The organism is Thiobacillus sp. (assembly GCF_024708915.1).
Genome location: NZ_JANJXQ010000010.1, coordinates 1 through 24,083, shown reverse-complemented (window position 1 = coordinate 24,083; position 24,083 = coordinate 1). Strand labels below are relative to the sequence as shown.

The following is a 24,083-nucleotide window of genomic DNA, read 5'->3' as shown; positions in this document are numbered from 1 at the left end:
CCCGGCTAACCTGTGTTCTGTGACAGCCTGATGAAGACCGCCGATGAAAACCACTTTCCTCGATTTTGAGCAGCCGATTGCCGAACTCGAAGCCAAGATCGAAGAACTGCGCTTCGTGCAGGACGACTCCGCGCTGGACATCTCGGAGGAAATCCGCCGCCTGCAGAAGAAGAGCCAGACGCTGACCAAGGACATCTACGCCAAGCTCAATGCTTGGCAGGTGTCGCAGGTGGCACGCCATCCACAGAGGCCGTACACGCTCGATTATGCGCAGGGCCTGTTCACCAGTTTTGCCGAGTTGCACGGCGACCGCGCCTTTGCCGACGATGCCGCGATCGTCGGCGGCATGGCCCGCTTCAATGGCGAACCGGTGATGGTGATCGGCCACCAGAAGGGCCGCGACACCAAGGAAAAGATCTACCGTAATTTCGGCATGCCGCGCCCCGAGGGCTACCGCAAGGCACTGCGCCTGATGCGTCTGGCAGAGAAATTCGGCCTGCCGATTTTCACCTTCATCGATACGCCGGGTGCCTACCCGGGCATCGGCGCCGAGGAACGCGGTCAGTCCGAGGCCATCGCACGCAATCTCTACGTGATGGCCGAGCTGCAGACACCGGTCATCTGCACCATCGTCGGTGAAGGCGGTTCCGGCGGCGCGCTGGCGATCGGCGTCGGCGACCGCACGCTGATCCTGCAATACTCGACCTATTCGGTGATCTCGCCCGAAGGCTGCGCCTCGATCCTGTGGAAGAGCGCCGACAAGGCGTCGGTCGCCGCCGAGACCCTGGGCATCACCGCCGACCGCCTGAAGGCGAACGGGCTGGTCGACCGCATCATCGAAGAACCGCTGGGCGGCGCGCAGCGCGACTGGGACGTCATGTTCCAGTCGATGCGCCGCGCGCTGACGGATACCCTCGCCGAGTTGCGCAAGCAATCGGCCGATGCGCTGCTGGCTGCGCGCTACCAGCGCCTGCGGGGGTATGGCAGCTTCAAGGAAGTCCCTGTCAAATAAGGCCGCCACCGCGGTGGCGGACAGCCTTGCCCGCCACGTTCCTCCCCGTGCACGTCTGACGCTGGCGTTGTCGGGCGGGCTCGACTCGGTGGTGCTGCTCCACCTCTTGCTGGCGCAGCGTCGTCAACATCCTTTCGATCTGCAGGCGGTACATGTGCATCACGGCCTGTCGCCGCATGCCGGGCGTTGGGCGGAGTTCTGCGCGCAGCTGTGCGCAGCGCACGAGGTCGAATTAAGCATCCATCGCGTACGGATCGCGCGCGGCGATGCGGCCGGCATCGAGGCGGCGGCACGGCGCGAACGTCAGCGCATTTTCGCCGCGCTGGATACCGACTTCCTGCTCACTGCGCATCAGCAGGACGACCAGGCCGAAACGCTTCTGCTGCAGCTGCTGCGCGGCGCGGGGCCGAAAGGCCTGGCGGCGATGGCCGAGTCGCAAGGCCGGCCGGGATGGCAAGCCGCGCATCTGCGTCCGCTGCTGGGCGTGCCGCGCGCCGGGCTGCTGGATTACGCGCAGGCGCATGGCCTGGTATGGGTTGACGACGAGAGCAATCAGGATATCCGCTACCGCCGCAATGCGTTGCGCCAGCAGGCGATGCCGCTGCTGGCCGCGCATTTTCCCGGCGCCGCTGCCACCCTCGCGCGCGCTGCCGCGCTGCAGGCCGATGCGGCCGAATTACTGGACAACCTGGCGCAGCTCGATGCCGCGACGGCCGTTGCGGGCGATCGCCTCGATTGCGCGGCGCTGGCCGCTTTGAGCCGGCCGCGTGCGCGCAATCTGCTGCGCTATTTTATCGAGCGGCAGGGCCAGCCCATGCCATGCGCGCGGCAGTTGAACGAAGCGCTGCACCAGCTGCTGGATGCGCGGCACGATGCGCGCGTGTGCGTCAGGCTGGGGCAGCGGGAAGTATGGCGCTTTCGAGGCGGAGCCTATCTCGCAGCGGTGGTACCGGCTCCGGCCGTCCCGGTGCGCTGGCAGGGAGAAACGATGCTGGCGGTGCCGTCCGCTGGGGTGAGTGTGCGCATGGATGCCGAACTGGGCGCTGGCTTGAAGCGCGCCATGCTGGCGGCGGGGGAGGTCGTGCTCGGAGTGCGCCAGGGCGGCGAGCGCCTGCGTCTGCATCCCGGCGGCCCCCATCGCAGCCTGAAGAACCTGCTGCAGGAGCAGGCGGTCCCGCCCTGGCAGCGCGACCGCCTGCCGCTGTTGTGGTGCGACGGGCGCCTGCTGTGGGCGGCCGGCATCGGCCTCGATGCCGACGCGCGGGCGGCACCCGGCGAGCCCGGCATCGTCCCGCGCGTGACGGCTTAGTCGCTGCGCTTTTCGGGCGCGTAGGCGGGGTGCAGGTGCACTGCGGCGGTACGCCGCCGCTGCATGCGGATATTGAGCATTTCCACCGCAAGCGAGAAGGCCATGGCGAAGTAGATGTAGCCCTTGGGCACGTGGTGGCCAAAGCCCTCGGCGATCAGCACCACCCCCACCGCAACCAGGAAGGACAGCGCCAGCATCTTGATGCTGGGGTGATTCGACACGAAACGGCCGATTGCGCCGGCAAACAGCATCATCAGCACGACCGAGGCAACCACCGCCGCGATCATCACTGCGATGCTCTCCACCATGCCGACGGCGGTGATGATGGAATCCAGCGAAAACACGAGATCGACCACCATGATCTGCAGGATGACGGCAGTGAAGGTGGCCTTGACCACGCTGGAGCTGTGGCCTTCCTCGCCTTCCAGCGATTGATGGATTTCGCTGGTGCTTTTCCACAGCAGGAACAGCCCGCCGCCGATCAGGATCAGGTCGCGTCCCGAGATCTCCTGATCCAGTACGGTAAACAACGGCGCCGTCAGGCCGATGATCCACGCCAGCACCAGCAACAGGCCGATGCGCATGAACATGGCCATGCCCAGCCCCAGCCGGCGTGCCAGTTCGCGCTGCTTTTCCGGCAGCTTGTCGACCAGGATGGAAATGAAAATGATGTTGTCGATGCCCAGCACCAGTTCCAGCGCAGTGAGCGTGGCAAAAGCGATCCAGGCGTTGGGGTCGGTCAGGAGTTCAAGCATGGGGCGCGGTTCGGCGGATACGTGGACAGCCGCCACTATACGCAGGCGCGCGTTTGCGCGCCACGCGGGGCGGCAAAAACTGGCCGCCGGGTCAAGACAGGGAGGGGCGGCCGTGCTATTCTAGCGGGCTGATTTTCATGGTTTTTTGAACCGTTTTCTCATTTGTCTGGAGCATACGCATGGCCGTTCAGCGCACTTTTTCCATTATCAAACCCGACGCCGTCAAAAAGAACGTGATCGGCAAGATCGTCAGCCGCTTCGAAAGCAACGGCCTCAAGGTCGTGGCATCCAGGATGAAGCATCTGTCGCGCCAAGAAGCCGAGGGCTTCTACGCCGTACACAAGGAACGCCCCTTCTTCAAGGATCTGGTCGAGTTCATGGTGTCGGGCCCGGTGGTGCTGCAGGTGCTCGAGGGTGAAGACGCCATTGCCAAGAATCGCGCGCTGATGGGTGCGACCGACCCGAAGAAGGCCGAACCCGGCACCATCCGCGCCGACTTCGCGGAGAGCATCGACGCCAATGCGGTGCACGGCTCCGACGCACCCGAAACCGCGGCGGTCGAAATCGCCTACTTCTTCCCTGGCTGCGAAGTCTACGCCGGCCGTTAAGCCACGCATGCCGCAGAATCTGCTCGATCTCGATCTCGCAGGGCTGACCGCCTGGTTCGGCGAACTCGGCGAAAAGCCGTTCCGTGCCCGCCAGGTGTTCCACTGGGTGCATCAGGCAGGGGTGGCGGATTTTGCGCAGATGACCGACATCGCCAAGAGCCTGCGCGAAAAACTGCAGCAGCAGGCAGTGGTGACGGCGCCGGCGATCAACTACGCCCACGTCTCGGCCGACGGCACGCGCAAGTGGCTGTTCGACGTCGGCCCGAGCGGCGGAGCCGCCAGCGATCGAGCCTGGCGGAACGGCATCGAAACCGTGTTCATCCCGGAAGACGATCGCGGCACCCTGTGCGTGTCGTCGCAGGTGGGGTGTGCGCTGGAGTGCACCTTCTGCTCGACCGGGCGGCAGGGCTTCAACCGCAACCTGACGGTGGCCGAGATCATCGGCCAGCTGTGGGTGGCGCAGCACAGCCTGAAGACCGAGCCGAACCGTACCACACCCAATCACGGCGCAGGCGAGATTTCCGATCGCCCGGTCACCAACGTGGTGATGATGGGCATGGGCGAGCCGCTGGCCAATTTCGAGAACGTGGTGACCGCGCTCGGCATCATGCTCGACGACCACGCCTACGGCCTGTCGCGGCGGCGGGTGACGGTGTCGACCTCGGGCCTGGTGCCGGCGATGGACCGGCTGGCGGAGCGCTGCCCGGTGGCGCTGGCGGTGAGCCTGCACGCGCCCAACGACGCGCTGCGCGACCAGATCGTGCCGATCAACAAGAAATATCCGCTCGCGGAACTGATGGCGGCGTGCCGGCGCTATCTGGTGTACGCGCCGCGCGATTTCATCACTTTCGAATACGTGATGCTGGCCGGCGTCAATGACCAACCCGAACACGCGCGCCAGCTGATCGAACTGACGCGCGAGGTGCCGTGCAAGTTCAATCTCATCCCGTTCAATCCGTTCCCGGATTCCGGTTATGAGAAACCGCGTGCCGACGCCATGCGCGTATTCCGCGAGATTCTGCAGGACGCGGGCTACGTGGTGACCACGCGCAAGACGCGCGGCGACGATATCGACGCCGCCTGCGGCCAGTTGGCGGGCAAGGTGGCCGACAAGAGCGGGCGCGTGATGAAGCGGATGCACAAGGAGGCAGCGTGAAGAAATGGATCATGATGGGGGCAGCCTTGCTCGCGGGCTGCGCAGGCCACCCTGCCGGGAAGGGTGGGGGCGTCGCCAGCACGGAAGCCGACAGCGAAAGCCGCCAGCGCGCCAGCGCGTTCACCGACCTGGCCGGCGCCTATTTTTCGCGTGCCCAGTACAAGATCGCGCTCGACGAACTGCGCAAGGCGATCACCGCCGACAGCCGGTTTGGCCCGGCCTACAACATCTATGGCCTGATCTACATGGAACTGGCCGAAGACAAGCTGGCCGAGGAAAACTTCCGCCGCGCCATCGAACTGGATCGCAGCGACTCCGAAGCACGCAACAATTTCGGCTGGTTTCTCTGCTCGCGTGGCCGCTACGACGAAGGTCTCGAACAGTTCAGCGCCGCCCTGCGCAATCCGCTGTATGCAAGGCCCGAGCAGGCGATGGCCAATGCCGGTCTGTGTGCAGAAAAGAAGGGCGATCTCGCGCTGGCCGAAGCCAATCTGGTGAAGTCGCTCAAGCTGCAGCCCGACAATCCCAACACCATCCTGAAGCTGGCGGGACTGCATTTCCGCCAGGGTCGGCTGGTGGAGACGCAGCGCCTGCTGGGCCGCCATGCCGAGTTGGCGCCGCCGAGCGCGGAAAGCCTGTGGCTGGGGGTGCGGCTGGAACGCAAGCTGGGCGACCGTGCGCAGGAAGCGGCCTACGGCCTGCAGCTGCGCAAACGCTTTCCCGATTCGAATGAAGCGCGCCTGCTGCTGGCGGGGCAATACGAATGAGCGAGAACAGCCAGGCATCGGTCGGGCAGATCCTGCGCGACGCCCGCGAAGCGCAAGGGATTGCGCTTGACGACGTGGCGGTGCGCCTGCGTCTGATGCATCGCCAGATCGAGGCGATGGAGACGGATGATTTCGACAGCCTGGGTCAGCCCGTGTTCGCGCGCGGGTTTGTGCGCAACTATGCGCGCCTGCTGGGGCTCGCGCCGGAAGCCCTGCTGACACGCATGCAGGGCGCTCAAGCCGAACCTGCTGCGGTCAGCCCTGCCGGTCAGCCCATGTCGCATTCCTGGCTGACTTCGCCCTGGCTGATGCTGTCGCTGCTGGGCGTGCTGGTGGCGGTGGCGGTGCCGGTGGTGCTGTATTTGTGGCTGAACAGTGAAGTGGAGGATGGCTCGATCCAGCGGGGTGGCGTTGTCGCGCAAACCCAGCCCCTCCCCGCTGCGGTGCCGGTACCCGTAGTCGAAACAGCAGAGGCCGCCTCCCCTGCCGTTCAGGCTGCTCTCGTCCCGGCGGATGCGCCTGCCGCCGCACCCGCTGAACCGGCCGATGCCGGCACGCCTGCAACGCCGGCTCCGGCGGCCGGCAGTGTGCTGCATCTCGAATTTGGCGACGAGGCCTGGACCGAGATCAAGGATGCCAGCGGACGCATGCTGCATCGTCAGCTCAACCCCGCGGGCGGCAGCGTGGATGTCCACGGCCAGCCGCCGTTCGATGTGGTGATCGGCAATGCAACCCAGGCGCGGATGACCTACAACGGCCGTCCCATTGATCTGACGCCCTTTATCGATGCGACGGTCGCACGCTTCACGCTTGAAGAATAACCCCCCCTTGAAGAACAACTCCCTGGAACAATGATGTCTCAGATAGTCCGTCGCCCCAGCCGCCAGGTGCGGATCGGCCCCGTGCCGGTCGGCGGCGATGCGCCGGTGGCGGTGCAGTCGATGACCAATACCGATACCGTCGACATAACCGGCACCGTGCGCCAGGTGCAGGCGCTGGCCGAGGCCGGCTCGGAACTGGTGCGTCTCACCGTCAACACCCTGGAAGCCGCCGCCGCGGTGCCGCGCATCCGCGAACGCCTCGACGTGCTGGGCTGTCGCGTGCCGCTGATCGGCGACTTCCACTTCAACGGCCACAAGCTCTTGACCCAGGTGCCCGAGTGCGCCGAGGCGCTGGCCAAGCTGCGCATCAACCCCGGCAACATCGGGCGCGGCAACAAGCGCGACGAGCAGTTCGCCACCTTGATCGAAGTGGCGTGCCGCTACGACAAGCCGGTGCGCATCGGCGTCAACTGGGGCAGCCTCGACCAGGCGCTGGCGGTGCGGATGATGGACGACAATGCGCGTCTTGCCGAGCCGGAAGACGCCGAGGTGGTGATGCGCCGCGCGATGGTGGCGTCTGCGCTGGAGTCGGCGAAAAAGGCCGAGGAGCTGGGGCTGGGCGGCGACAGGATCATCCTGTCGTGCAAGATGAGCCGGGTGCAGGACCTGATTGCCGTATACCGCGACCTCGCCGCGCAGTGCGACTATCCGCTGCATCTTGGGCTGACCGAGGCGGGCATGGGATCGAAGGGCATCGTCGCCTCGACCGCCGCGCTGGCGGTGCTGCTGCAGGAAGGCATCGGCGACACCATTCGCATCTCCCTGACCCCCGAGCCCGGCGGGGAACGCACCCAGGAAGTCCGCGTCGGCCAGGAAATCCTGCAGGCGCTCGGCCTGCGCGCGTTCACCCCGCAGGTCACCGCCTGCCCCGGCTGCGGCCGCACCACCTCGACCGTGTTCCAGGAACTGGCGCAGGACATCGAGACGTTTCTTCGCACCCAGATGCCGGTCTGGCGCAGCCAGTATCCCGGCGTCGAAACCATGCAGGTGGCGGTGATGGGCTGCGTGGTCAACGGCCCCGGCGAATCCAAGCACGCCAACATCGGCATCTCGCTGCCCGGCACCGGTGAAGTGCCGGTGGCGCCGGTGTACGTCGACGGCGAAAAGACCGTGACGCTGAAGGGTGAGCGGATTGCCGCGGATTTCCAGGCGATCGTCGAAGACTACGTGCAGCGGCGGTACGGACATTGAAAAACATTTTGTCCACGAAGGACGCGAAGGGACGCGAAGTAAAAAATCAAGAAAAACAGGACTTGGGTTTTCTTCGCGCTTCTTCGCGTCCTTCGCGGACAAAAAATTGATTTCCAGAAAATGAGCAACAACATTCAATCCGTGCGCGGCATGAACGACTGCCTGCCCGACGTCACCGACACCTGGCAGGGCTTCGAGGCGATCGTGCGCGACTGGCTGCGGCGCTATGGCTACCGCGAGCTGCGCACGCCGATCCTCGAGCACACCGGCCTGTTCAAGCGCGCCATCGGCGAGGTGACCGACATCGTCGAGAAGGAGATGTACACCTTCGTCGACGAGCTGAATGGCGAATCGCTGACCTTGCGCCCGGAAGGCACGGCGTCCTCGGTGCGCGCGGTGATCCAGCACAATCTGCTGTACGACGGCGGCAAACGGTTGTGGTACAGCGGCCCGATGTTCCGCCACGAGCGCCCGCAGAAAGGCCGCTACCGGCAGTTTCACCAGGTCGGCGTCGAGGCGCTCGGCTTTGCCGGGCCCGACGTCGACGCCGAGTTGATCGTGATGTGCGCCGACCTCTGGCGCGAACTCGGCATCGCCCCGACGCTGCAGCTCAATACCCTGGGCGACCAGGCCGCGCGCCAGCGCCACCGGCAGAAACTGATCGCCTATTTCGAAGCGCACCAGGACGCGCTCGACGCGGATGCGAAGCGCCGCCTGCACAGCAATCCGCTGCGCATTCTCGACAGCAAGAACCCGGCGATGCAGGCGCTGAACGATGCCGCGCCCAGCTTGATGGACGAGATCGAGGACGAGGCGCTGGCGCACTTCGACGCCGTGCAGGCCCTGTTGCGCGCGAACGGCATCGCATTCGAGATCAATTCGCGCCTGGTGCGCGGGCTGGATTACTACAATCGCACCGTGTTCGAATGGGTGACCGACCAACTCGGCGCGCAGGGAACGGTGTGCGCCGGCGGCCGCTACGACGGCCTGATCGAACAGCTCGGCGGCAAACCTGCGCCGGCTGCCGGCTTCGCCATGGGAATCGAGCGGTTGCTGGCGCTGATCGAAGCGGGCGGACAGGCCATTGCGACGCCGCTGCCGGACGCCTACATCGTGCACGCCGGCGAGGCGGCGCAGGCGTATGCGTGGCAGGTGGCGTCGGCGCTGCGCGGCGCGGGACTCGCCAGCGTGCTGCATTGCGGCGGCGGCAGCTTCAAGTCGCAAATGAAAAAGGCCGACGCCAGCCGTGCGCGCTACGCGGTGATCATCGGCGACGACGAAGCGGCGGCGCGGCAGGTGACGCTGAAGCCGCTGCGCGGCACCGCCGAGCAGACCCGCGTCGAGCTGGCGCTGGCGATCGAATTTCTGAAACAGGCAACAATTTAAAAGGTATAGCACGATGGCAACCTACGACCTCGACGAGCAGGAACGGCTGGACGAACTGAAAGCCTGGTGGAAACGCTGGGGCAGCATGGTGATGATCGGTCTGGCCGTGGTGATCGCCGCCTCGGCGGGCTGGCGTTACTGGCAGCACCGCACGCTGACGCAAAGCCTGGAAGCGGCCGCCGTGTACGAAAAACTGACGCAGTCGCTGGCAGCCAACGATGCCAAGGCTGCGCGCGAGGCCGGCTCGATGCTGATCGATCAGTACAAAGGCACGGCTTATGCCCCGCGTGCCGCGCTGTTGCTGGCCAAGCTCAACGTCCTTGGCAAGGACCTGAAAAGCGCGCAGGCCCAGCTGGAATGGGCGGTGGCCAACAGCAAGGAACCTGCGGTCAAGGATCTGGCGCGTCTGCGGCTGGCCGGCGTGCAACTCGACCAGAAGCAATATGACGCCGCGCTGAAAACCCTGTCGGCCACGCACAGCGATGCGTACGCCTTCCGTTTCCACGATGCGAAGGGCGACGTGCTGCTGGCGCAGGGCAAGCAGGCCGAGGCGCGCGCGGCCTATCAGGCGGCGTTCGGCAGGATGCAGGAGGACGACCCCTACCGCAGTATCGTCGAACTGAAACTCGATGCGCTGGGAGGAGAGGTCAAGTGATGATGCGTTTGATTGCCGCCGGTTTGGCGCTGTCGCTGTCGGGGTGCGGCGCAGTCGGCTCGATGACCAGCACGGTGGGCGGCTGGTTCGGCTCCGGCCCGGCCAAGGCCAAACCTGCCGAACTGGTCGAATTCAAGCCCACCGCCAGTCTCAGCGAGGCCTGGAAAGGCGAAACCGGCGACTCGGATGGCCGCCTGTTCCGCCCGCAGGCCGAAGGCGACGATGTGCTGGCCGCCGGCGGCAGCCGGGTGGTGCGCATCGCCGTGGCCAACGGCAGCATGGTGTGGCGCGCCGATACCGGCGTGAAACTTTCGGCTGGAGCCGGCGCGGGCCGGGGCCTGGTGCTGGCGGGCGGCGGCAAGGGCGAATTGCTGGCGCTCGATTTCGGCAGCGGGCAGGTGCGCTGGAACGTGCCGCTGTCGAGCGAGGTGACCGGACAGTTGCTGGCGGTGGCCGATATGGTTATCGCGCGCACCGGCGATGGCCGCGTGCATGGTCTGGCCGCCGCCGACGGCAGCCGCAAATGGCTGTACAGCCGCAACCTGCCGGCATTGAGCCTGCGCGGATCGGGCGGCATGGCGGTGCGCGATGACGTGCTCTACGCCGGATTTCCCGGCGGCAAGCTGGTCGCGCTCAACGCCGCCAACGGCGCGCAGCTGTGGGAAGCCACGGTGGCGCTGCCGCGCGGGGCGACCGAACTCGAACGGGTGGCCGACGTGATGGGCAATCCGGTGGTGGATGAACAGCAGGTGTGCGCCGTTACCTATCAGGGGCGGGTGGCCTGCTTCGATCGCCGCAACGGCTCGCCGCTGTGGGCGCGCGACGCCTCCAGCAACAGCGGGCTGGCGATGGACGAGCGCAATGTCTACGTCACCGACGACAAGGACGCCGTGACTGCCTACGACAAAACCAGCGGCCGTGCCGGCTGGCGGCAGGACAAGCTGGCGCGCCGCCAGGTCACCGCGCCGCTGGCGCTGGGCGCCTGGGTGGTGGTGGCCGACGGCGAAGGCGTCGTGCATGTGCTGTCGGCCGAAGACGGCAGTTTCGTTGCGCGCGCCAAGGTCGACAGCGGCGTGCGCACGGCGCCGGTCGACATCGGCCCCGGCTTCGCGGTGCAGACGGCCAAAGGCAGCGTCGTTGCCTTCAGGCTTAAATAACAGCAGATTCAAGTAAACAACGCGCCGGCTTGGCCGGCGTGCACAAGGATAGCCATGCTTCCCACTCTGGTTCTTGTCGGGCGTCCCAACGTCGGCAAGTCCACCTTGTTCAACCGCCTGACCGGCACGCGCGACGCGCTGGTGCACGACCTGCCGGGGATGACCCGCGACCGCCATTACGGGCGCGGGCGCATCGGCGGCAAACCCTATCTGGTGGTCGACACCGGCGGTCTCGAACCGGTGGCCAGGGACGGCATCATGGCCGAAATGGCGCGCCAGACGCTGCAGGCCATCGACGAGGCGGACGCCATCATTTTCATGGTCGATGCCCGCGCCGGCCTGACGCCGCAGGACAAGGCGATCGCCGACCGGTTGCGCCGCGCGTCCTGTCCGGTGCTGCTCGCAGTCAACAAGGCCGAAGGCATGAACCGCGCGGTGGTGACCGCCGAATTCCACGAGCTGGCGCTGGGCGAGCCGCTGGCGATTTCCGGCGCGCACGGCGATGGCATCGCCGATCTGGTGGACGAGGCGCTGGCGCCGTTCCCGGAAGAGGAAGCGCAGGCCGACGATTTCGGTATTCCCAAGATCGCGCTGGTGGGGCGCCCCAACGTCGGCAAGTCGACCCTGGTCAATGCGCTGGTGGGCGAGGAGCGCGTGATCGCGTTCGACCAGCCGGGCACCACGCGCGATTCGATCTACGTCGAATTCGAACGCGGCGGCAAACCCTACGTCCTGATCGATACCGCCGGCGTGCGGCGCCGCGGCAAGGTGTTCGAGACGGTGGAAAAATTCTCCGTCATCAAGACCCTGCAGGCGATCGAGGATGCCAACGTGGTGGTGCTGGTGCTCGACGCGCGCGAGAACATTTCCGAGCAGGACGCGCACCTGGCCGGCTTCGTGCTGGAAACCGGGCGTGCGCTGGTGGTCGCGGTGAACAAGTGGGACGGCCTTTCCGCCGAGCAGCGCGACGACGTCAAGCGCGACATCGGACGCAAGCTGGCGTTTCTCGATTTCGCGCGCTTCAACTACATATCGGCGCTCAAGGGCAAGGGGCTGGAAAACCTGCTGAAGGACATCGAGGCCGCCCACGCCGCCGCCTTCATCAAGCTGTCGACCCCCAAGCTCACGCGGGTGCTGGAGATGGCGGTGGAGCAGCACGCGCCGCCCAAGAACGGACTGTTCCGCCCCAAGCCGCGCTACGCTCACCAGGGCGGCAAGAACCCGCCGGTCATCATCCTGCACGGCAATGCGCTGGAAGGCCTGCGCGACGACTACAAGCGCTATCTGGAAAGCAGTTTCCGCAAGGCCTTCAAGCTGCAGGGCACGCCGCTGCGCATCCAGGTCAAGGAGGACAGCGGCAAGAACCCGTTCGAAGGTAAGGCACGCGCACCGCTGAGCGAAAGCGAGGCGACGCGGATGCGGCGCAAGAAGCGGGTGCGGCGCAAGGTCTACGGCGCGGATTGAGCGCTTGATGCGGCGCTCGATGCGCAAGTTCTGGCCATGGCTGCTGGTGCTGGGCGGCGTGCTGACGGGGCTGATCCTCACTCTGCAGGTGGTTCGTTCGGCCGATGCGGGAATGCGTGTGCAGTTCCTGACCGAAGCGCGCCTGATGCAGCGTTCACTTGATTGGACGGCGGTGCAGGCGCTGCGGGGCGAGGCAAGCGACGCCACGCGCGAGGAATATGTCCGGCTCAAGCAGCAGCTCGAAGCCTTGCGGGGTGTCAGCCCGCAGTACCGTTTCGTCTATCTGCTGGGATGGCATGACAAGGGCGAGGTGCGTTTTCTGGTGGACTCCGAAGCGGCCGATTCATCCGACTTTTCGCCCTCCGGCATGGCATACGGCGAGGCGAGCGATCAGCTGATCGCCCTGTTTTCCGGCAACCGGCGGCCGATGACCGAAGGCCCGCTGAGGGATAGCTGGGGGGTATGGGTCAGCGCACTGGTGCCGCATGTCGACCCGCAGACCGGGCAAACCATCGCCGTGCTGGGCCTGGACGTCGACGCCAGCCAATGGCGGCGAACGCTGCTGCATGCGGCGCTGCTGCCGCTCGGCGCAACGCTGGTGTTCGTGCTGACCTCCAGCCTGTTGTTTTATATGCGGACGCGCACCCGCAGGGAGCACGTGCGGCTCATGGCGTCGGAAGGCAGGCTGTACGAACAGGCCTATCACGACAGCCTGACCGGCCTGCCCAACCAGCGCCTGCTGGCCGACCGCATGACCCAGGCGTTGTCGCACGCCCACCGGATGGGGGGGCGGACGGCGATCCTGTTCCTCGACCTGGACCGTTTCAAGAACGTCAACGATTCGCTCGGCCATGCCATGGGCGATGCACTGCTGTGTGAGGTGGCCGGCCGATTGCGTGCGCTGGTGCGGGAGGACGATACGGTGGCCCGGCTGGGCGGCGACGAGTTCGTGATCCTGCTGCCTGAAATCCAGGACGACGACGACGCGCGCCATGTCGCGGAAAAAATCATCGCCGAACTCGCCAAGCCCATTGCGGTCGGCGACCAGAGCGTGTCGGTGGGGGTCAGCGTCGGCATCGCGCTGTATCCCGACGACGCGCTGGATGCGGAGGGCTGGCTGGCCTGCGCGGACCGTGCCATGTATGCGGCCAAGGACGGCGGCCGCAATACTTTCCAGTTCGCCGACCCGCTGCAGAATGCCCGCGCAAGGGAGCGCCTGTCTACCGAAACCGGCTTGCGCCAGGGGCTGGCGCGCGGCGAATTCGAACTGTTCTACCAGCCGGTGTTTTCGCTTGCGCACGGCGCGCTCGCCGGGGTCGAGGCGTTGGTGCGCTGGCGCCACCCCGAATGGGGGTGGGTGGAGCCGGCGCGTTTCATCCCCGTTGCCGAGGATTCCGGGCTGATCGTGCCGCTCGGCGACTGGATTCTCGCCGAGGCCTGCCGGGCGGCGCGGCGCTGGCACCAGCAGGGGGCGCCGGCCGTGCCGGTCATGGTCAACGTCTCGGCGCTGCAGTTGCGCCGACCCGGGTTCGAGGAGCGGCTGGGCGCGGTGTTGCAGGAGACGGAACTGCCGCCGGCGCTGCTGGAACTGGAGCTGACCGAGTCGGCCATCATGCAGGAAACGCTCGCCGGGTCGGCCTTGCTGCATCGCCTAGCGGAAGAGGGGGTCGGGCTGGCGATCGACGATTTCGGCACCGGCTATTCCAGCCTTGCTTATCTACGGAAACTGGATGCCACCCGTCTGAAAATCGACCGCAGCTTCGTCGCGGACATGGTCGAGGATGCCGAGGCCCGCGCCATTGTCGCCAGCATGGTGGGGATGGCGCGGGCGCTGGGCCTGAAAGTGACGGCGGAAGGCGTGGAGCGCGCAGCCCAGGCCGACGTGTTGCGGGACCTGGGGTGCGACGATGTCCAGGGGTATTACTTTGCGCCGCCGCTTGCCGAAGCCGCGCTGCTGTCCCGCTTGCCCGAGTGGCAGCACGGGTTCAATCCAGCCAGCGCACCAGATAGAACAGCTTGAAGCCTTCCGACGAACGCGACGGGCCGCTGGCAATCGCGGCATGGCGGTGCTTGGCGGGGTCGGCGTGCGCCAGCGCCTCGGCTTCGCTGGCGTAGACTTCGACCACGCCCTCGGGGAAGCGCTTGCGGGTCTTGCCGGAAGGCGAATAGATCACGACCGCCGAGGTGCCGACGACACTGGATTCGACATCGGTGAACAGGCTGCTGGCTTGCGGCATGCTCAGTGCGTTTTTTTCGGGATGCTGCTGATCTTGACGGCGTGGCTGTTGGGCGTCTCGTCGCTGAAGTGCGGGCGCTCTTCAAGGGTGCGGCCGGTGAGCTGGGCAAGTTCGGTTTCGCGGCCGGAGATCACCAGCAGGCAATCCTTGATGCCGAGCACGGTGGCCTCGGACAGCGGGCTGGGGTTGCCGTCGCGCGGCGCGGTGTCGCGCACGATGGAGGTGAGCGTTTTGCGCATCATGCGCATCAGGCGCTGCTCGTCGTGCAGGGCTTTTTCGTCCATGGGGAATACTCCGGAAACCAGCAAAGGTTCAATATTGTCGGTGCCGGCCGGGGCTTCGTCAACGCAAGTCCCTGGTGAAAGCGGGGGGATAAAAAGCCTGACTGGGGGCATAAGCAGAATGAACCGCCGGCACCGGGCGGCTGCTTTATGCTTCCCGGCAAAGGAGAAACCGCATGTCAGACCCGAACGCCCCGGACAATAGCAGCGAAGTCCGCGAAATCCGCATCAATCCCATCGTGCCGAGCGAATCGGTGCTGGTCGCCACCGCGCGCAGCATGCGCCCGAAAAAAGCCGAGGAACTGGCGCCACGCGACACCCGCAAGCACGTCGAAACCTGCCCGTTCTGCCGCGGCAACGAGCACAAGACGCCGCCGGTGATCCTGAGCTGGCCGGCGGACGGCGACTGGCAGATTCGCATGGTGGAAAACCTCTACCCGGTGCTGGGCGACGATCGCGAACAAGCGAACTTCAACTTCGGCCTGCAGCAGACCATCGACGGCTACGGCCGGCACGAAGTCATCATCGATCACCACGAGCATGGCATTGCCGTGCAGGACATGGCGGAAAGCCATTTGGCCGCGCTGTTCGGCGTCTACCAGGCGCGCATGCAGCAGCTGTTCGCGTCCGATGAACGCCTCAAATACGTGCTGGTATTCAAGAATTTCGGCCCGGCGGCCGGCGCGTCGATTCCGCATACGCACAGCCAGGTGATCGCGATGCCGGTGGTGCCGGAGAACGTCGACGCCGAGGTGAAGAACAGCGCCGCGTATTACGCCAAGCACCACCACTGCATTTTCTGCGCGCTGATCGACGAGGCGCTGACCTTCGAGGCGACGATCTACGACCGCAATTCGGGCGCTGTGCGGCGCAAGATCAACGTCGGTCAGTATGTGGTCGAGCGCGGCGAGAAGTTCATCGCAATCAAGCCCTTCGCCAGCCGTTACGAATGGGAAGTGCACATCCTGCCGCTGGCGCATCAGGCCGATTTTCTCGACGTGCGCGGCGAGGATCTGGCCGACCTGGCGCGGGTGGTGAAGCGCACCATGGCGCGGCTGGATGCCGTCATCGGCGGCGCGCAGTACAATTTCTTCCTGCACTCCGTGCCGCATGGCGGGACGGACTCGAAACAGGGCGCGCCGTACGCCGCGAGCTATCACTGGCATCTGGAAATCTGCCCGCGCACCTCCATTCCGACCGGGTTCGAACTGGGCTCGGGGCTGTTCGTCAACACCATCAACCCGGAACAGGCCGCCGAGCGTTTGCGTGCAGTGGATTTGTAACGGTCGCGGTAAGGCTGGCGATAAGGCTAGAATGACGCCCCGTTAACCAGCCCCGGCGGCGATCATGCAGCGAGTCAACCAATCCAGTCCGCACGCGCCGTTGGCGAGCCACGGCGGCACGCACGTCGACCGCCTGAATGCTTTGTGGAAGCTGTCGGTGCAGGGCGGCCTGGGCGACGCCGAGCGCATCCGTGCCATGCTGGCGATGGCGGCCGACGTGCTGGACATGGATCTGGTGGTGCTGGGCGAGCTGGGCGAGCACTGCACCGCGCGCTATGTCAGCGATCGCCTGGGGGTGTTTCCGGAAGGCAGCAGGCAGGCGATGGACGTGTCGCTGTGCCGTGTTGTCTACCATACCCGTACGCCGTCCCATGTCGCCGATCTGGCCGCGCATCCCCAGTATGCAGACAATCCGATGGTGACCGAGTTTGGCATGCGCACCTTCTCCGGGATTCCGGTGTCGGCCGGCGACGAGACGCGCTGGGTGCTGGCCTTTTTGCGCAGGCGCAGCGAATCGCCGCCCGACGCAGTGGATGTCGCCTACATGAATCTGATCGCCGATTGGCTCGGCAATGCCCTGCATCAGTCCGCGCAAAAGGATCTGCTGCAGCGCATCGCGCTGACCGATCCGCTGACCGGCCTGCCGAACCGGCGGGCGGCCGAAGAGCGCCTGCAAAAGGAGCGGGCGCGCACGCCGCGCGACGGCCATGGCTTCGCGCTGGCCCTGGTCGACCTCGACCATTTCAAGATGGTGAACGATCGCTACGGCCATGCCGTGGGAGACGAAGTGCTGAAAGCCGTGGCGCGCCGCTTCGAGAGCGGGCTGCGCGAAGGCGACTGGGTGGCGCGCTGGGGCGGGGAAGAATTTTTGTTCGTGCTGCATGGCAGCGCCGCGGACGAGGCTGCCGGCATCATGGAACGGCTGGCCGGCCAGGCCCGCACGACGCCCATCCAGACCAGCGTGGGGACCATTTCGCTGAGCTTCTCGGCGGGCGTGGCGGCTTTCGGCGTGAACGACAGCGAAACCCTGCCGATGCTGGAGAAAATCGACCATGCCTTGTATCGGGCCAAGGCCGATGGCCGCGACCAGGTCAGAGTGGCGGCGCATACTCATCTGCCGTGGAACAGTGCGCTGCTGCGCCAGGCGCTGGCGGAAAACCGGGTCAGGCTGGCCTCGCAGGGCATCGTCGATTTGCAGACCGGGCTGGCCGTTGCGGACGAAGCGCTGGCGCGCATCGAGACCGCGGCCGGCGAGATCGTCGAGGCCCAGGAGTTCGTCGACATGGCGGAAGGGCTCGGGCTGATGGCTGAAATCGACCGCCAGGTGATCCGCAACGTGATGCAGCATTGCGTGGCGCGAATGCATGATGGCGGCGTGACCGATTTTGCCCATTTCGTGAATGTGTCGCCGCAATTCCTGGCGCGGCGCGATCTGGTCGAGGAGATGCTCGACAACGCCATGGGCTATTGTCGGACCTGCGGTGCGATGCCGGGGCAGGTCAAGCCCATCGTGCTGGAACTGACCGAGCGTCAGCGTATCGTCAGCCTGGAGAAATTGCGTGCCGATTTGCAGCCCTTCGTCGACTTCGGCTTCCGGCTGGCGCTGGACGATTTCGGCAGCGGCTATTCGTCCTATCTGTACCTGGCGCATCTGCCGGTCAGCTTCCTGAAAATCGAAGGCTGGCTGGTGTCGCATATGCGCCAGGACCGCAAGGTGGCGGGCATCGTCGAGAGCCTGGCGAATTTTGCGCGCAAGGAGGGCATGCATACCGTGGCCGAGCACGTCGAGGATGCGGAGACTGCACGTATCCTTGCGGACATGGGCGTGGACTACGGACAGGGCTGGCATTTCGGCCGCCCGCAGCTGGCTTGATCCCGGGCTGGACTCAAGCGCCGAAACCAACAGGAAACGAGAGGCCCACAATGCATGCCAAGCCCGATACGCCAGGGATCCTGCGGATCGATATGGTCAATTTCGTAGTGCCGGCAGGCGCGTGTTTCGTCCAGTGAGCGGGCGGAGACGGGGAGAGCCCCTTTGATCGAGCGGCACGCGGGCGGCGAGCGGGTCATTCTGGTAGCGCTCGATTTCGCGACGCCGGATTTTGCCGAAAGCGTGGCCGAGCTGCGTCTGCTGGCGGCCGGTGCCGGACTCGATATCCGGGGCGAGGTCCAGGGCAAACGCAGCCGCGCGGATGCTGCGCTGTTCGTGGGTAGCGGCAAGGCCGATGAAATCGCGGCGCTGGTCGCTGCCACCGAGGCCGACGTTGTCATCTTCAATCACGAACTGTCGCCTGCACAGGAGCGCAATCTGGAGCGCCGCCTGCAGTGCCGGGTGATCGACCGCACCAGCCTGATTCTGGACATCTTTGCCCGCCGCGCGCAGAGCGCCGAAGGCAAGCTGCAGGTCGAACTGGCCCAGCTGCAACACCTGTCGACCCGCCTGGTGCGCGGCTGGACCCACCTCGAGCGCCAGCGCGGCGGCGTTGGCATGCGCGGCCCCGGCGAGAAACAGCTGGAAACCGACCGTCGCCTGCTCGGCGTGCGGGTCAAGGCGCTGCGCGAACGGCTCGCCAAGCTGGGCAGGCAGCGCCGCACCCAGCGGCGTTCGCGCTCGCGCCAGCAGGTGTTGTCGGTGGCGCTGGTGGGCTACACCAATGCGGGCAAATCCACCCTGTTCAATGTGCTGACGCGCGCCGGCGCCTACGCGGCCGACCAGCTGTTCGCCACGCTCGACACCACCACGCGCAAGATCTATCTGCCGCGCCTGGCTGAATCGGCCGGCGCCGAGCCGGCGAGCGGCGAAGTGGTGCTGGCCGATACCGTCGGCTTCATCACCCGCCTGCCGCATGACCTGGTGGCTGCCTTCCGCGCCACGCTGGAAGCCACCGCCGAAGCCGATTTGCTTCTGCACGTGATCGATTCGGCCAGCCCCGGGCGCGAACGACAGATCGAGGCGGTCGACAAGGTGCTGAAAGAAATCGGCGCAGATGCCGTGCCGCAGCTGCGGGTCTACAACAAGCTCGATTTGACGGGCGTTGCGCCAGGAGTCGGGCGCGACGAGTATGGTAAACTCCACAGCGTGTATGTATCCGCGCAAACTGGCGCCGGGATTGAACTTTTACGCGAGGCGCTGTCGGAAATCCTGCTGGCCGTGCGGCTCCGGAATGAAGCCGGCAAACCAGACGACCCTTCTCCCCAAACCACAGTTTTCTCTACGTAAACATAAACCATATGGCCTGGAACGACCCGCAATGGGGCAACAACGGTAACCGCAACAAAAACAGCGGACCGCCCGATCTGGACGAGCTTTGGCGGCGCATCAATCAGCGTCTCAATGGCATGTTCGGCAACAAGAACACCGGGGGCGGCGGCAGCGGCGGCGATGGCTTTTCCTCCGGCGGATTGCCAGGAGGCGGCAATCTGGTCGGTTTGCTGATCGGCGCGCTGGTCGTGGTGTGGGTGGCGAGCGGGTTCTACATCATCGACGCCGGCCAGCGCGGCCTGGTGCTGCGCTTTGGGCAATATGTCGAGACCACCGAGCCCGGCCCGCGCTGGCATCTGCCGTGGCCGATCGAATCGCGCGAAGTGGTCAACGTCGATCAGGTGCGCACCGTCGAAGTCGGTTACCGCACCTCGGTAAAAAGCAAGGTGCTGAAAGAATCGCTGATGCTGACCGACGACGAGAACATCATCGATCTGCAATTCGCGGTGCAATACATCCTCAAGGATCCGAAGGAATTCCTGTTCGTCAACCGCGCGCCTGAAGATTCGGTGCTGCAGGTGGCCGAGACCGCGATGCGCGAAATCGTCGGCAAGAACAAGATGGATTTCGTGCTGTATGAAGGCCGTGCCGATATTGCCGCACAGGCCAAGGTGCTGATGCAGCAGATTCTCGACCGCTACAAGACCGGCATCAGCATCAGCCAGGTGACCTTGCAGAATATCCAGCCGCCCGAACAGGTGCAGGCCGCGTTCGACGATGCGGTCAAGGCGGGGCAGGATCGCGAACGCCTGAAAAATGAAGCCGAGGCTTACTCCAACGACGTGGTGCCGCGTGCCCGCGGCCTGGCTTCGCGCCTGCAAGAGGAAGCCGAGGGTTACAAGCTGTCGGTGATTGCCAATGCCGAGGGCGAAGCCAGCCGCTTTGTGCAGATTTTTACCGAATATCAGAAAGCGCCCCAGGTGACGCGCCAGCGTATGTATCTCGATACCATGCAGACTGTGATGAACAACACCAGTAAAGTGCTGGTAGACCAGAAGGGCGGCAACAGCCTCCTGTATCTGCCGCTCGACAAATTGCAGCAGATTGTCGGCCAGACTTATAGCGGCGCGCCCGACGTGCTGTCGCAGCAGCCGGCCGCCGCGCCCGCCCCCATGGACACGCGTTCGCGCGACGCTTTACGCAGCCGTGAACGGGAGGACCGGCCATGAGCAGAAGTCTGGGTCCCATACTGATCGGCCTGATCGTGCTGCTGGTGGTGTTGAGCGGCAGCATGTTTACCGTCGACCAGCGGCAGAACGCCATCGTGTTCCAGTTGGGTGAAGTGGTGTCGGTGAAAAAAGCGCCGGGACTGTATTTCAAGCTGCCGCTGGTGCAGAACGTACGTTTCTTCGACACCCGTATCCTGACGCTGGATGCGGCCGACCCGGAGCGTTTCATCACCTCGGAAAAGAAAAACGTGCTGGTCGATTCCTTCATCAAGTGGCGCGTGGTCGATGCGAAGCAGTTCTACGTGTCGGTGGGCGGCGACGAAATGCGGGCGCAGATCCGCCTGAATCAGACCGTCAACGACGGCCTGCGCGCCGAATTCGGCAAGCGCACCGTCAACGAGGTGGTGTCGGGGCGCCGCGAGGAAATCATGAGCATCATCCGCACCAAGGCCGACGCGGACGCGCGTACGATCGGCGTGCAGGTGGTGGACGTGCGGATCAAGCGGGTCGATCTGCCGGAAGCCGTGTCGGAAAACGTCTACCGCCGGATGGAAGCCGAGCGCAAGCAGGTGGCCAACGAGCTGCGTTCGACCGGCGCGGCCGAAGCCGAAAAGATCAAGGCCGATGCCGACAAGCAGAAGGAAGTGATCGTGGCCAATGCCTATCGTGACGCGCAGCGCGTCAAGGGCGAGGGCGATGCCAAGGCCTCGGCCGTGTATGCCTCGGCCTACGGCAGGAACGCCGAATTCTATGCGTTCTATCGCAGCATGCAGGCGTATCGCGAGAGCTTCAAGAACAAAAGCGACGTCATGGTGCTCGACCCCAGCGCCGACTTCTTCAAATACATGAAGAACCCGCGTGCCGCCGGCGGGCAATGACCGGCCTCGACGGGCTTGCAGCAATCGGCTTGCTGCTGGTGATTGAAGGCGTCCTGCCGTTCGCCGCGCCCGCCGTATGGCGGGACGGTTTCCGCAGGATGCTGGAACTCGGCGACGGCCAATTGCGTTTTATCGGTGCCACCTCGATGCTGGGTGGCCTTTTTTTGTTGATGATGCTGAATTGATGTGGCTGAACCGAGATGACCGCCTGGCTGCTCCCTGAAAACGTCGAGGATGTATTGCCGCCGCAGGCCTGGCGCATGGAGGACATGCGGCGCGCGCTGCTCGACCTGTTCCGCGGCCGTGGCTATCAACTGGTGATCCCGCCGCTGATGGAATACGTCGATTCGCTGCTGACCGGTGTTGGAGCGGACCTCGACCTCAAGACCTTCAAGCTGGTCGACCAGCTCTCCGGGCGGTTGATGGGCGTGCGCGCCGACATCACGCCGCAGGTGGCGCGCATCGATGCGCACCTGCTGGCTGCCAATGCGGTGAATCGCCTGTGCTATGCGGGCAGCGTGCTGCATACCCAGTCCGCCGGCTTCCATCGCTCGCGTGAACCGATCCAGATCGGCGCCGAGCTGTATGGCGAAGCCGGTGCCGAAGCGGACCTCGAAATCCTCACCCTGATGCTGCAGGGCTTGTCCGCCTGCGGGGTGAAAACGCCGCAACTCGATATCGGCCACGTCGGTGTTTACCGTGCGCTGGCGCAGGAAGCCGGCTTGAGCGGCGACATCGAGCACCAACTGTTCGGTGCGCTGCAGACCAAGGACGGCAGTGCCGTGGCGGTGCTGACGGCAGGCTTGCCGGTGGCGCTGCGCGATGCTTTTGCCGCGCTGCCGCAGCTGTATGGCGATCGCAGCATGCTGGCAGAAGCGCGTGCGCGCCTGCCACGGCTGGCGGCAGTCGATGCGGCGCTGGATATGCTGGCGGCCCTCGACGCGGGATTGGGCGGTGTCGAGGTGGCGTACGATCTGGCCGAACTGCGCGGCTACGGCTACCACAGCGGCGTCGTCTTCGCGGCATATACCGGCGGACGCAGCCATGCGATCGCGCAGGGCGGGCGTTACGATGAAGTGGGGCGGGTATTTGGCCGGGCGCGTCCAGCCACCGGTTTCAGCCTGGATTTACGCGAACTGGTCATTGCCGGTTCAAGTGCACAATAAAGGGAGATTGCAGCATGGCAGCAAAAAACGTCGTCGTCATCGGCACCCAGTGGGGCGATGAGGGCAAGGGCAAGATCGTCGACTGGCTGACCGACCGCGCGCAGGGCGTGGTGCGCTTCCAGGGCGGCCACAACGCCGGCCACACCCTGGTGGTGGCGGGCAAGAAAACCGTGCTGCACCTGATTCCCTCAGGGATTCTGCGCGACAGCGTCACCTGCTACATCGGCAACGGCGTGGTGCTCGCCCCGGATGCGCTCCTGAAGGAAATGGACATGCTCGAAGCGGCCGGCGTCGACGTCGCCAGCCGCCTGAAAATCAGCGAAGCCTGTCCGCTGATCATGCCGCACCACGTGGCACTCGACCAGGCACGCGAGATCGCCAAGGGCGCCGGCAAGATCGGCACCACCGGGCGCGGCATCGGCCCGGCCTACGAGGACAAGGTGGCGCGCCGCGCGTTGCGCCTGCAGGACCTGTTCCATCGCGAACGTTTCGCCGCCAAGCTGGGCGAGGTGCTCGACCATCACAACTTCATGCTGAAGAACTACTACAAGGCCGAGGTGGTGAGCTTCAATCAGACGCTCGACGGCATGATGGCCATGGCCGACCGCCTCAAGCCGATGGTCGCCGACGTGCCGCGCAGCCTGTACGAAGTCAACAAGGCGGGTGGCAACCTTCTGTTCGAGGGGGCGCAGGGCACGCTGCTCGACATCGACCATGGCACCTACCCCTTCGTCACCTCGTCGAACTGCACTGCCGGCGGCGCGTCCACCGGTTCCGGTGTCGGCCCGTCCGCGATGCACTACGTGCTCGGGATCACCAAGGCCTACACCACGCGCGTCGGCTCCGGGCCGTTCCCGACCGAACTGTTCGACGATGTCGGCCAGTACCTCGGTGAGAAGGGCCACGAATTCGGCGCCACCACCGGGCGCCAGCGTCGCTGCGGCTGGTTCGACGCCGCCGCACTCAAGCGCTCGATCCAGATCAACGGCGTGTCCGGCCTGTGCGTGACCAAGCTGGATGTGCTCGATGGCCTGGAAACGGTGCGTGTGTGCGTCGGCTACAGGATCGACGGCGAGGCCTGCGACATCCTGCCGGTGGGCGCGGAATCGATCACCAACGTCGAGCCGATCTACGAGGATCTCCCCGGCTGGAGCGATACGACCGTAGGCGTGCAGGAGTTCGACAAGCTGCCGCAGAAGGCGCAGACGTATCTCAAGCGGATGGAGGCGCTGTGCGAAGTGCCGGTGGATGTGGTGTCGACCGGGCCGGACCGGGTGGAGACGATCGTGCGTCGCCACCCCTACGAGTCGTGATGCCTGAAACACGCTTTGAAAAAGCAAAAAGCCGACACGAAGTCGGCTTTTTGCTTGCAGCGTCTGGTGCCCAGAAGAGGACTCGAACCTCCACAGTGTTGCCACCGCTAGGACCTGAACCTAGTGCGTCTACCAATTCCGCCATCTGGGCTG

23 protein-coding genes and 1 tRNA gene are annotated in these 24,083 nt (G+C 65.3%); 20 read left to right on the top strand and 4 right to left on the bottom strand.

From position 1 onward, the window contains the following. Positions 1 to 43 precede the first annotated feature (43 nt). Both Q0L94_RS01105 and tilS read left to right on the top strand, forming a co-directional pair. Complete coding sequence (locus tag Q0L94_RS01105) at positions 44 to 1,012, top strand: acetyl-CoA carboxylase carboxyltransferase subunit alpha (protein WP_296749268.1); 969 nt, start codon at positions 44 to 46, stop codon at positions 1,010 to 1,012. Next, positions 981 to 2,321 (top strand): tRNA lysidine(34) synthetase TilS, encoded by a 1,341-nt coding sequence (gene tilS / locus Q0L94_RS01100; RefSeq protein WP_296749266.1) that lies wholly within the window; start codon positions 981 to 983, stop codon positions 2,319 to 2,321. The genes Q0L94_RS01105 and tilS overlap by 32 nt, the downstream gene beginning before the upstream one ends. Here tilS and Q0L94_RS01095 read toward each other — a convergent pair. Beyond that, on the bottom strand, positions 2,318 to 3,076 hold the full coding sequence (locus tag Q0L94_RS01095) for a TerC family protein (protein ID WP_296749264.1): 759 nt from the start codon (positions 3,074 to 3,076) through the stop codon (positions 2,318 to 2,320). The genes tilS and Q0L94_RS01095 overlap by 4 nt on opposite strands. Positions 3,077 to 3,255: 179 nt before the next feature. Between Q0L94_RS01095 and ndk the strand changes: the two genes are divergently transcribed. The 10 genes from ndk (at position 3,256) to Q0L94_RS01045 (ending at position 14,361) form a co-directional block, all read left to right on the top strand. Next, positions 3,256 to 3,684, top strand: coding sequence for a nucleoside-diphosphate kinase (gene ndk / locus Q0L94_RS01090; RefSeq protein WP_296749262.1), 429 nt, complete (start codon positions 3,256 to 3,258; stop codon positions 3,682 to 3,684). Between the two features lie 7 nt (positions 3,685 to 3,691). After that, positions 3,692 to 4,840, top strand: a complete 1,149-nt coding sequence (gene rlmN / locus Q0L94_RS01085; protein WP_296749260.1) for a 23S rRNA (adenine(2503)-C(2))-methyltransferase RlmN — start codon at positions 3,692 to 3,694, stop codon at positions 4,838 to 4,840. Then, positions 4,837 to 5,607, top strand: coding sequence for a type IV pilus biogenesis/stability protein PilW (gene pilW, locus Q0L94_RS01080; protein WP_296749259.1), 771 nt, complete (start codon positions 4,837 to 4,839; stop codon positions 5,605 to 5,607). Before rlmN ends, pilW begins: the two co-directional genes overlap by 4 nt. Continuing rightward, a complete protein-coding gene (locus Q0L94_RS01075) occupies positions 5,604 to 6,428 on the top strand; it encodes a RodZ domain-containing protein (protein ID WP_296749257.1) in 825 nt (274 codons plus the stop codon). The genes pilW and Q0L94_RS01075 overlap by 4 nt, the downstream gene beginning before the upstream one ends. A 33-nt stretch (positions 6,429 to 6,461) precedes the next feature. Continuing rightward, entirely contained in the window at positions 6,462 to 7,679 is a 1,218-nt protein-coding gene (gene ispG, locus Q0L94_RS01070; RefSeq protein ID WP_296749255.1) for a flavodoxin-dependent (E)-4-hydroxy-3-methylbut-2-enyl-diphosphate synthase, read from the top strand. Positions 7,680 to 7,799: 120 nt separating this feature from the next. Next, complete coding sequence (hisS, locus tag Q0L94_RS01065; RefSeq protein ID WP_296749254.1) at positions 7,800 to 9,065, top strand: histidine--tRNA ligase; 1,266 nt, start codon at positions 7,800 to 7,802, stop codon at positions 9,063 to 9,065. Between the two features lie 13 nt (positions 9,066 to 9,078). After that, complete coding sequence (locus tag Q0L94_RS01060) at positions 9,079 to 9,720, top strand: tetratricopeptide repeat protein (RefSeq protein WP_296749252.1); 642 nt, start codon at positions 9,079 to 9,081, stop codon at positions 9,718 to 9,720. Then, complete coding sequence (gene bamB / locus Q0L94_RS01055) at positions 9,720 to 10,877, top strand: outer membrane protein assembly factor BamB (RefSeq protein WP_296749270.1); 1,158 nt, start codon at positions 9,720 to 9,722, stop codon at positions 10,875 to 10,877. The genes Q0L94_RS01060 and bamB overlap by 1 nt, the downstream gene beginning before the upstream one ends. 54 nt (positions 10,878 to 10,931) lie before the next feature. Then, entirely contained in the window at positions 10,932 to 12,341 is a 1,410-nt protein-coding gene (gene der, locus Q0L94_RS01050; RefSeq protein ID WP_296749250.1) for a ribosome biogenesis GTPase Der, read from the top strand. Positions 12,342 to 12,348: 7 nt separating this feature from the next. Beyond that, positions 12,349 to 14,361, top strand: a complete 2,013-nt coding sequence (locus Q0L94_RS01045) for an EAL domain-containing protein (RefSeq protein WP_296749248.1) — start codon at positions 12,349 to 12,351, stop codon at positions 14,359 to 14,361. Here Q0L94_RS01045 and Q0L94_RS01040 read toward each other — a convergent pair. Both Q0L94_RS01040 and Q0L94_RS01035 read right to left on the bottom strand, forming a co-directional pair. Continuing rightward, positions 14,327 to 14,578 carry a hypothetical protein gene (locus Q0L94_RS01040; RefSeq protein WP_296749247.1) on the bottom strand — a complete coding sequence of 84 codons (252 nt, stop codon included), beginning with the start codon at positions 14,576 to 14,578 and terminating at the stop codon, positions 14,327 to 14,329. The genes Q0L94_RS01045 and Q0L94_RS01040 overlap by 35 nt on opposite strands. Positions 14,579 to 14,580: 2 nt before the next feature. Beyond that, positions 14,581 to 14,862, bottom strand: a complete 282-nt coding sequence (locus Q0L94_RS01035) for a hypothetical protein (RefSeq protein WP_296749245.1) — start codon at positions 14,860 to 14,862, stop codon at positions 14,581 to 14,583. 173 nt (positions 14,863 to 15,035) lie between these two features. On the opposite strand from Q0L94_RS01035, the gene Q0L94_RS01030 reads away from it, so the two are divergent. The 8 genes from Q0L94_RS01030 (at position 15,036) to Q0L94_RS00995 (ending at position 23,930) form a co-directional block, all read left to right on the top strand. Continuing rightward, a complete protein-coding gene (locus Q0L94_RS01030; RefSeq protein ID WP_296749243.1) occupies positions 15,036 to 16,142 on the top strand; it encodes a galactose-1-phosphate uridylyltransferase in 1,107 nt (368 codons plus the stop codon). Positions 16,143 to 16,206: 64 nt separating this feature from the next. Then, on the top strand, positions 16,207 to 18,015 hold the full coding sequence (locus Q0L94_RS01025) for a bifunctional diguanylate cyclase/phosphodiesterase (protein ID WP_296749241.1): 1,809 nt from the start codon (positions 16,207 to 16,209) through the stop codon (positions 18,013 to 18,015). A gap of 162 nt (positions 18,016 to 18,177) precedes the next feature. Beyond that, entirely contained in the window at positions 18,178 to 19,362 is a 1,185-nt protein-coding gene (gene hflX, locus Q0L94_RS01020) for a GTPase HflX (RefSeq protein WP_296749239.1), read from the top strand. Between the two features lie 11 nt (positions 19,363 to 19,373). Further along, a complete protein-coding gene (gene hflK / locus Q0L94_RS01015; protein WP_296749237.1) occupies positions 19,374 to 20,573 on the top strand; it encodes an FtsH protease activity modulator HflK in 1,200 nt (399 codons plus the stop codon). Beyond that, a complete protein-coding gene (hflC, locus tag Q0L94_RS01010; RefSeq protein WP_296749235.1) occupies positions 20,570 to 21,451 on the top strand; it encodes a protease modulator HflC in 882 nt (293 codons plus the stop codon). Before hflK ends, hflC begins: the two co-directional genes overlap by 4 nt. After that, positions 21,448 to 21,636, top strand: a complete 189-nt coding sequence (locus Q0L94_RS01005) for a DUF2065 domain-containing protein (protein WP_296749233.1) — start codon at positions 21,448 to 21,450, stop codon at positions 21,634 to 21,636. Before hflC ends, Q0L94_RS01005 begins: the two co-directional genes overlap by 4 nt. Positions 21,637 to 21,651: 15 nt before the next feature. After that, entirely contained in the window at positions 21,652 to 22,617 is a 966-nt protein-coding gene (locus Q0L94_RS01000) for an ATP phosphoribosyltransferase regulatory subunit (RefSeq protein WP_296749231.1), read from the top strand. Positions 22,618 to 22,631: 14 nt separating this feature from the next. Next, on the top strand, positions 22,632 to 23,930 hold the full coding sequence (locus Q0L94_RS00995; RefSeq protein WP_296749229.1) for an adenylosuccinate synthase: 1,299 nt from the start codon (positions 22,632 to 22,634) through the stop codon (positions 23,928 to 23,930). Positions 23,931 to 23,994: 64 nt separating this feature from the next. Here the strand turns inward: Q0L94_RS00995 and Q0L94_RS00990 are convergent. Continuing rightward, positions 23,995 to 24,081: transfer RNA gene (locus Q0L94_RS00990), tRNA-Leu, on the bottom strand. Positions 24,082 to 24,083: the final 2 nt, after the last annotated feature.

Excerpts from the sequence above, each read along its gene's own strand:
- Q0L94_RS01030 (WP_296749243.1), top strand. The coding sequence starts at position 15,036 with ATGTCAGACCCGAACGCCCCGGACAATAGCAGCGAAGTCCGCGAAATC.
- der (WP_296749250.1), top strand. The coding sequence starts at position 10,932 with ATGCTTCCCACTCTGGTTCTTGTCGGGCGTCCCAACGTCGGCAAGTCC.
- Q0L94_RS01095 (WP_296749264.1), bottom strand. The coding sequence starts at position 3,076 with ATGCTTGAACTCCTGACCGACCCCAACGCCTGGATCGCTTTTGCCACG.
- hflC (WP_296749235.1), top strand. The coding sequence starts at position 20,570 with ATGAGCAGAAGTCTGGGTCCCATACTGATCGGCCTGATCGTGCTGCTG.
- Q0L94_RS01000 (WP_296749231.1), top strand. The coding sequence starts at position 21,652 with ATGACCGCCTGGCTGCTCCCTGAAAACGTCGAGGATGTATTGCCGCCG.
- hflK (WP_296749237.1), top strand. The coding sequence starts at position 19,374 with ATGGCCTGGAACGACCCGCAATGGGGCAACAACGGTAACCGCAACAAA.
- Q0L94_RS01075 (WP_296749257.1), top strand. The coding sequence starts at position 5,604 with ATGAGCGAGAACAGCCAGGCATCGGTCGGGCAGATCCTGCGCGACGCC.
- Q0L94_RS01060 (WP_296749252.1), top strand. The coding sequence starts at position 9,079 with ATGGCAACCTACGACCTCGACGAGCAGGAACGGCTGGACGAACTGAAA.
- rlmN (WP_296749260.1), top strand. The coding sequence starts at position 3,692 with ATGCCGCAGAATCTGCTCGATCTCGATCTCGCAGGGCTGACCGCCTGG.
- ndk (WP_296749262.1), top strand. The coding sequence starts at position 3,256 with ATGGCCGTTCAGCGCACTTTTTCCATTATCAAACCCGACGCCGTCAAA.
- Q0L94_RS01035 (WP_296749245.1), bottom strand. The coding sequence starts at position 14,862 with ATGGACGAAAAAGCCCTGCACGACGAGCAGCGCCTGATGCGCATGATG.
- Q0L94_RS00995 (WP_296749229.1), top strand. The coding sequence starts at position 22,632 with ATGGCAGCAAAAAACGTCGTCGTCATCGGCACCCAGTGGGGCGATGAG.
- Q0L94_RS01040 (WP_296749247.1), bottom strand. The coding sequence starts at position 14,578 with ATGCCGCAAGCCAGCAGCCTGTTCACCGATGTCGAATCCAGTGTCGTC.
- Q0L94_RS01045 (WP_296749248.1), top strand. The coding sequence starts at position 12,349 with ATGCGGCGCTCGATGCGCAAGTTCTGGCCATGGCTGCTGGTGCTGGGC.
- Q0L94_RS01005 (WP_296749233.1), top strand. The coding sequence starts at position 21,448 with ATGACCGGCCTCGACGGGCTTGCAGCAATCGGCTTGCTGCTGGTGATT.
- ispG (WP_296749255.1), top strand. The coding sequence starts at position 6,462 with ATGTCTCAGATAGTCCGTCGCCCCAGCCGCCAGGTGCGGATCGGCCCC.
- hisS (WP_296749254.1), top strand. The coding sequence starts at position 7,800 with ATGAGCAACAACATTCAATCCGTGCGCGGCATGAACGACTGCCTGCCC.
- bamB (WP_296749270.1), top strand. The coding sequence starts at position 9,720 with ATGATGCGTTTGATTGCCGCCGGTTTGGCGCTGTCGCTGTCGGGGTGC.
- tilS (WP_296749266.1), top strand. The coding sequence starts at position 981 with ATGGCAGCTTCAAGGAAGTCCCTGTCAAATAAGGCCGCCACCGCGGTG.
- Q0L94_RS01105 (WP_296749268.1), top strand. The coding sequence starts at position 44 with ATGAAAACCACTTTCCTCGATTTTGAGCAGCCGATTGCCGAACTCGAA.
- Q0L94_RS01025 (WP_296749241.1), top strand. The coding sequence starts at position 16,207 with ATGCAGCGAGTCAACCAATCCAGTCCGCACGCGCCGTTGGCGAGCCAC.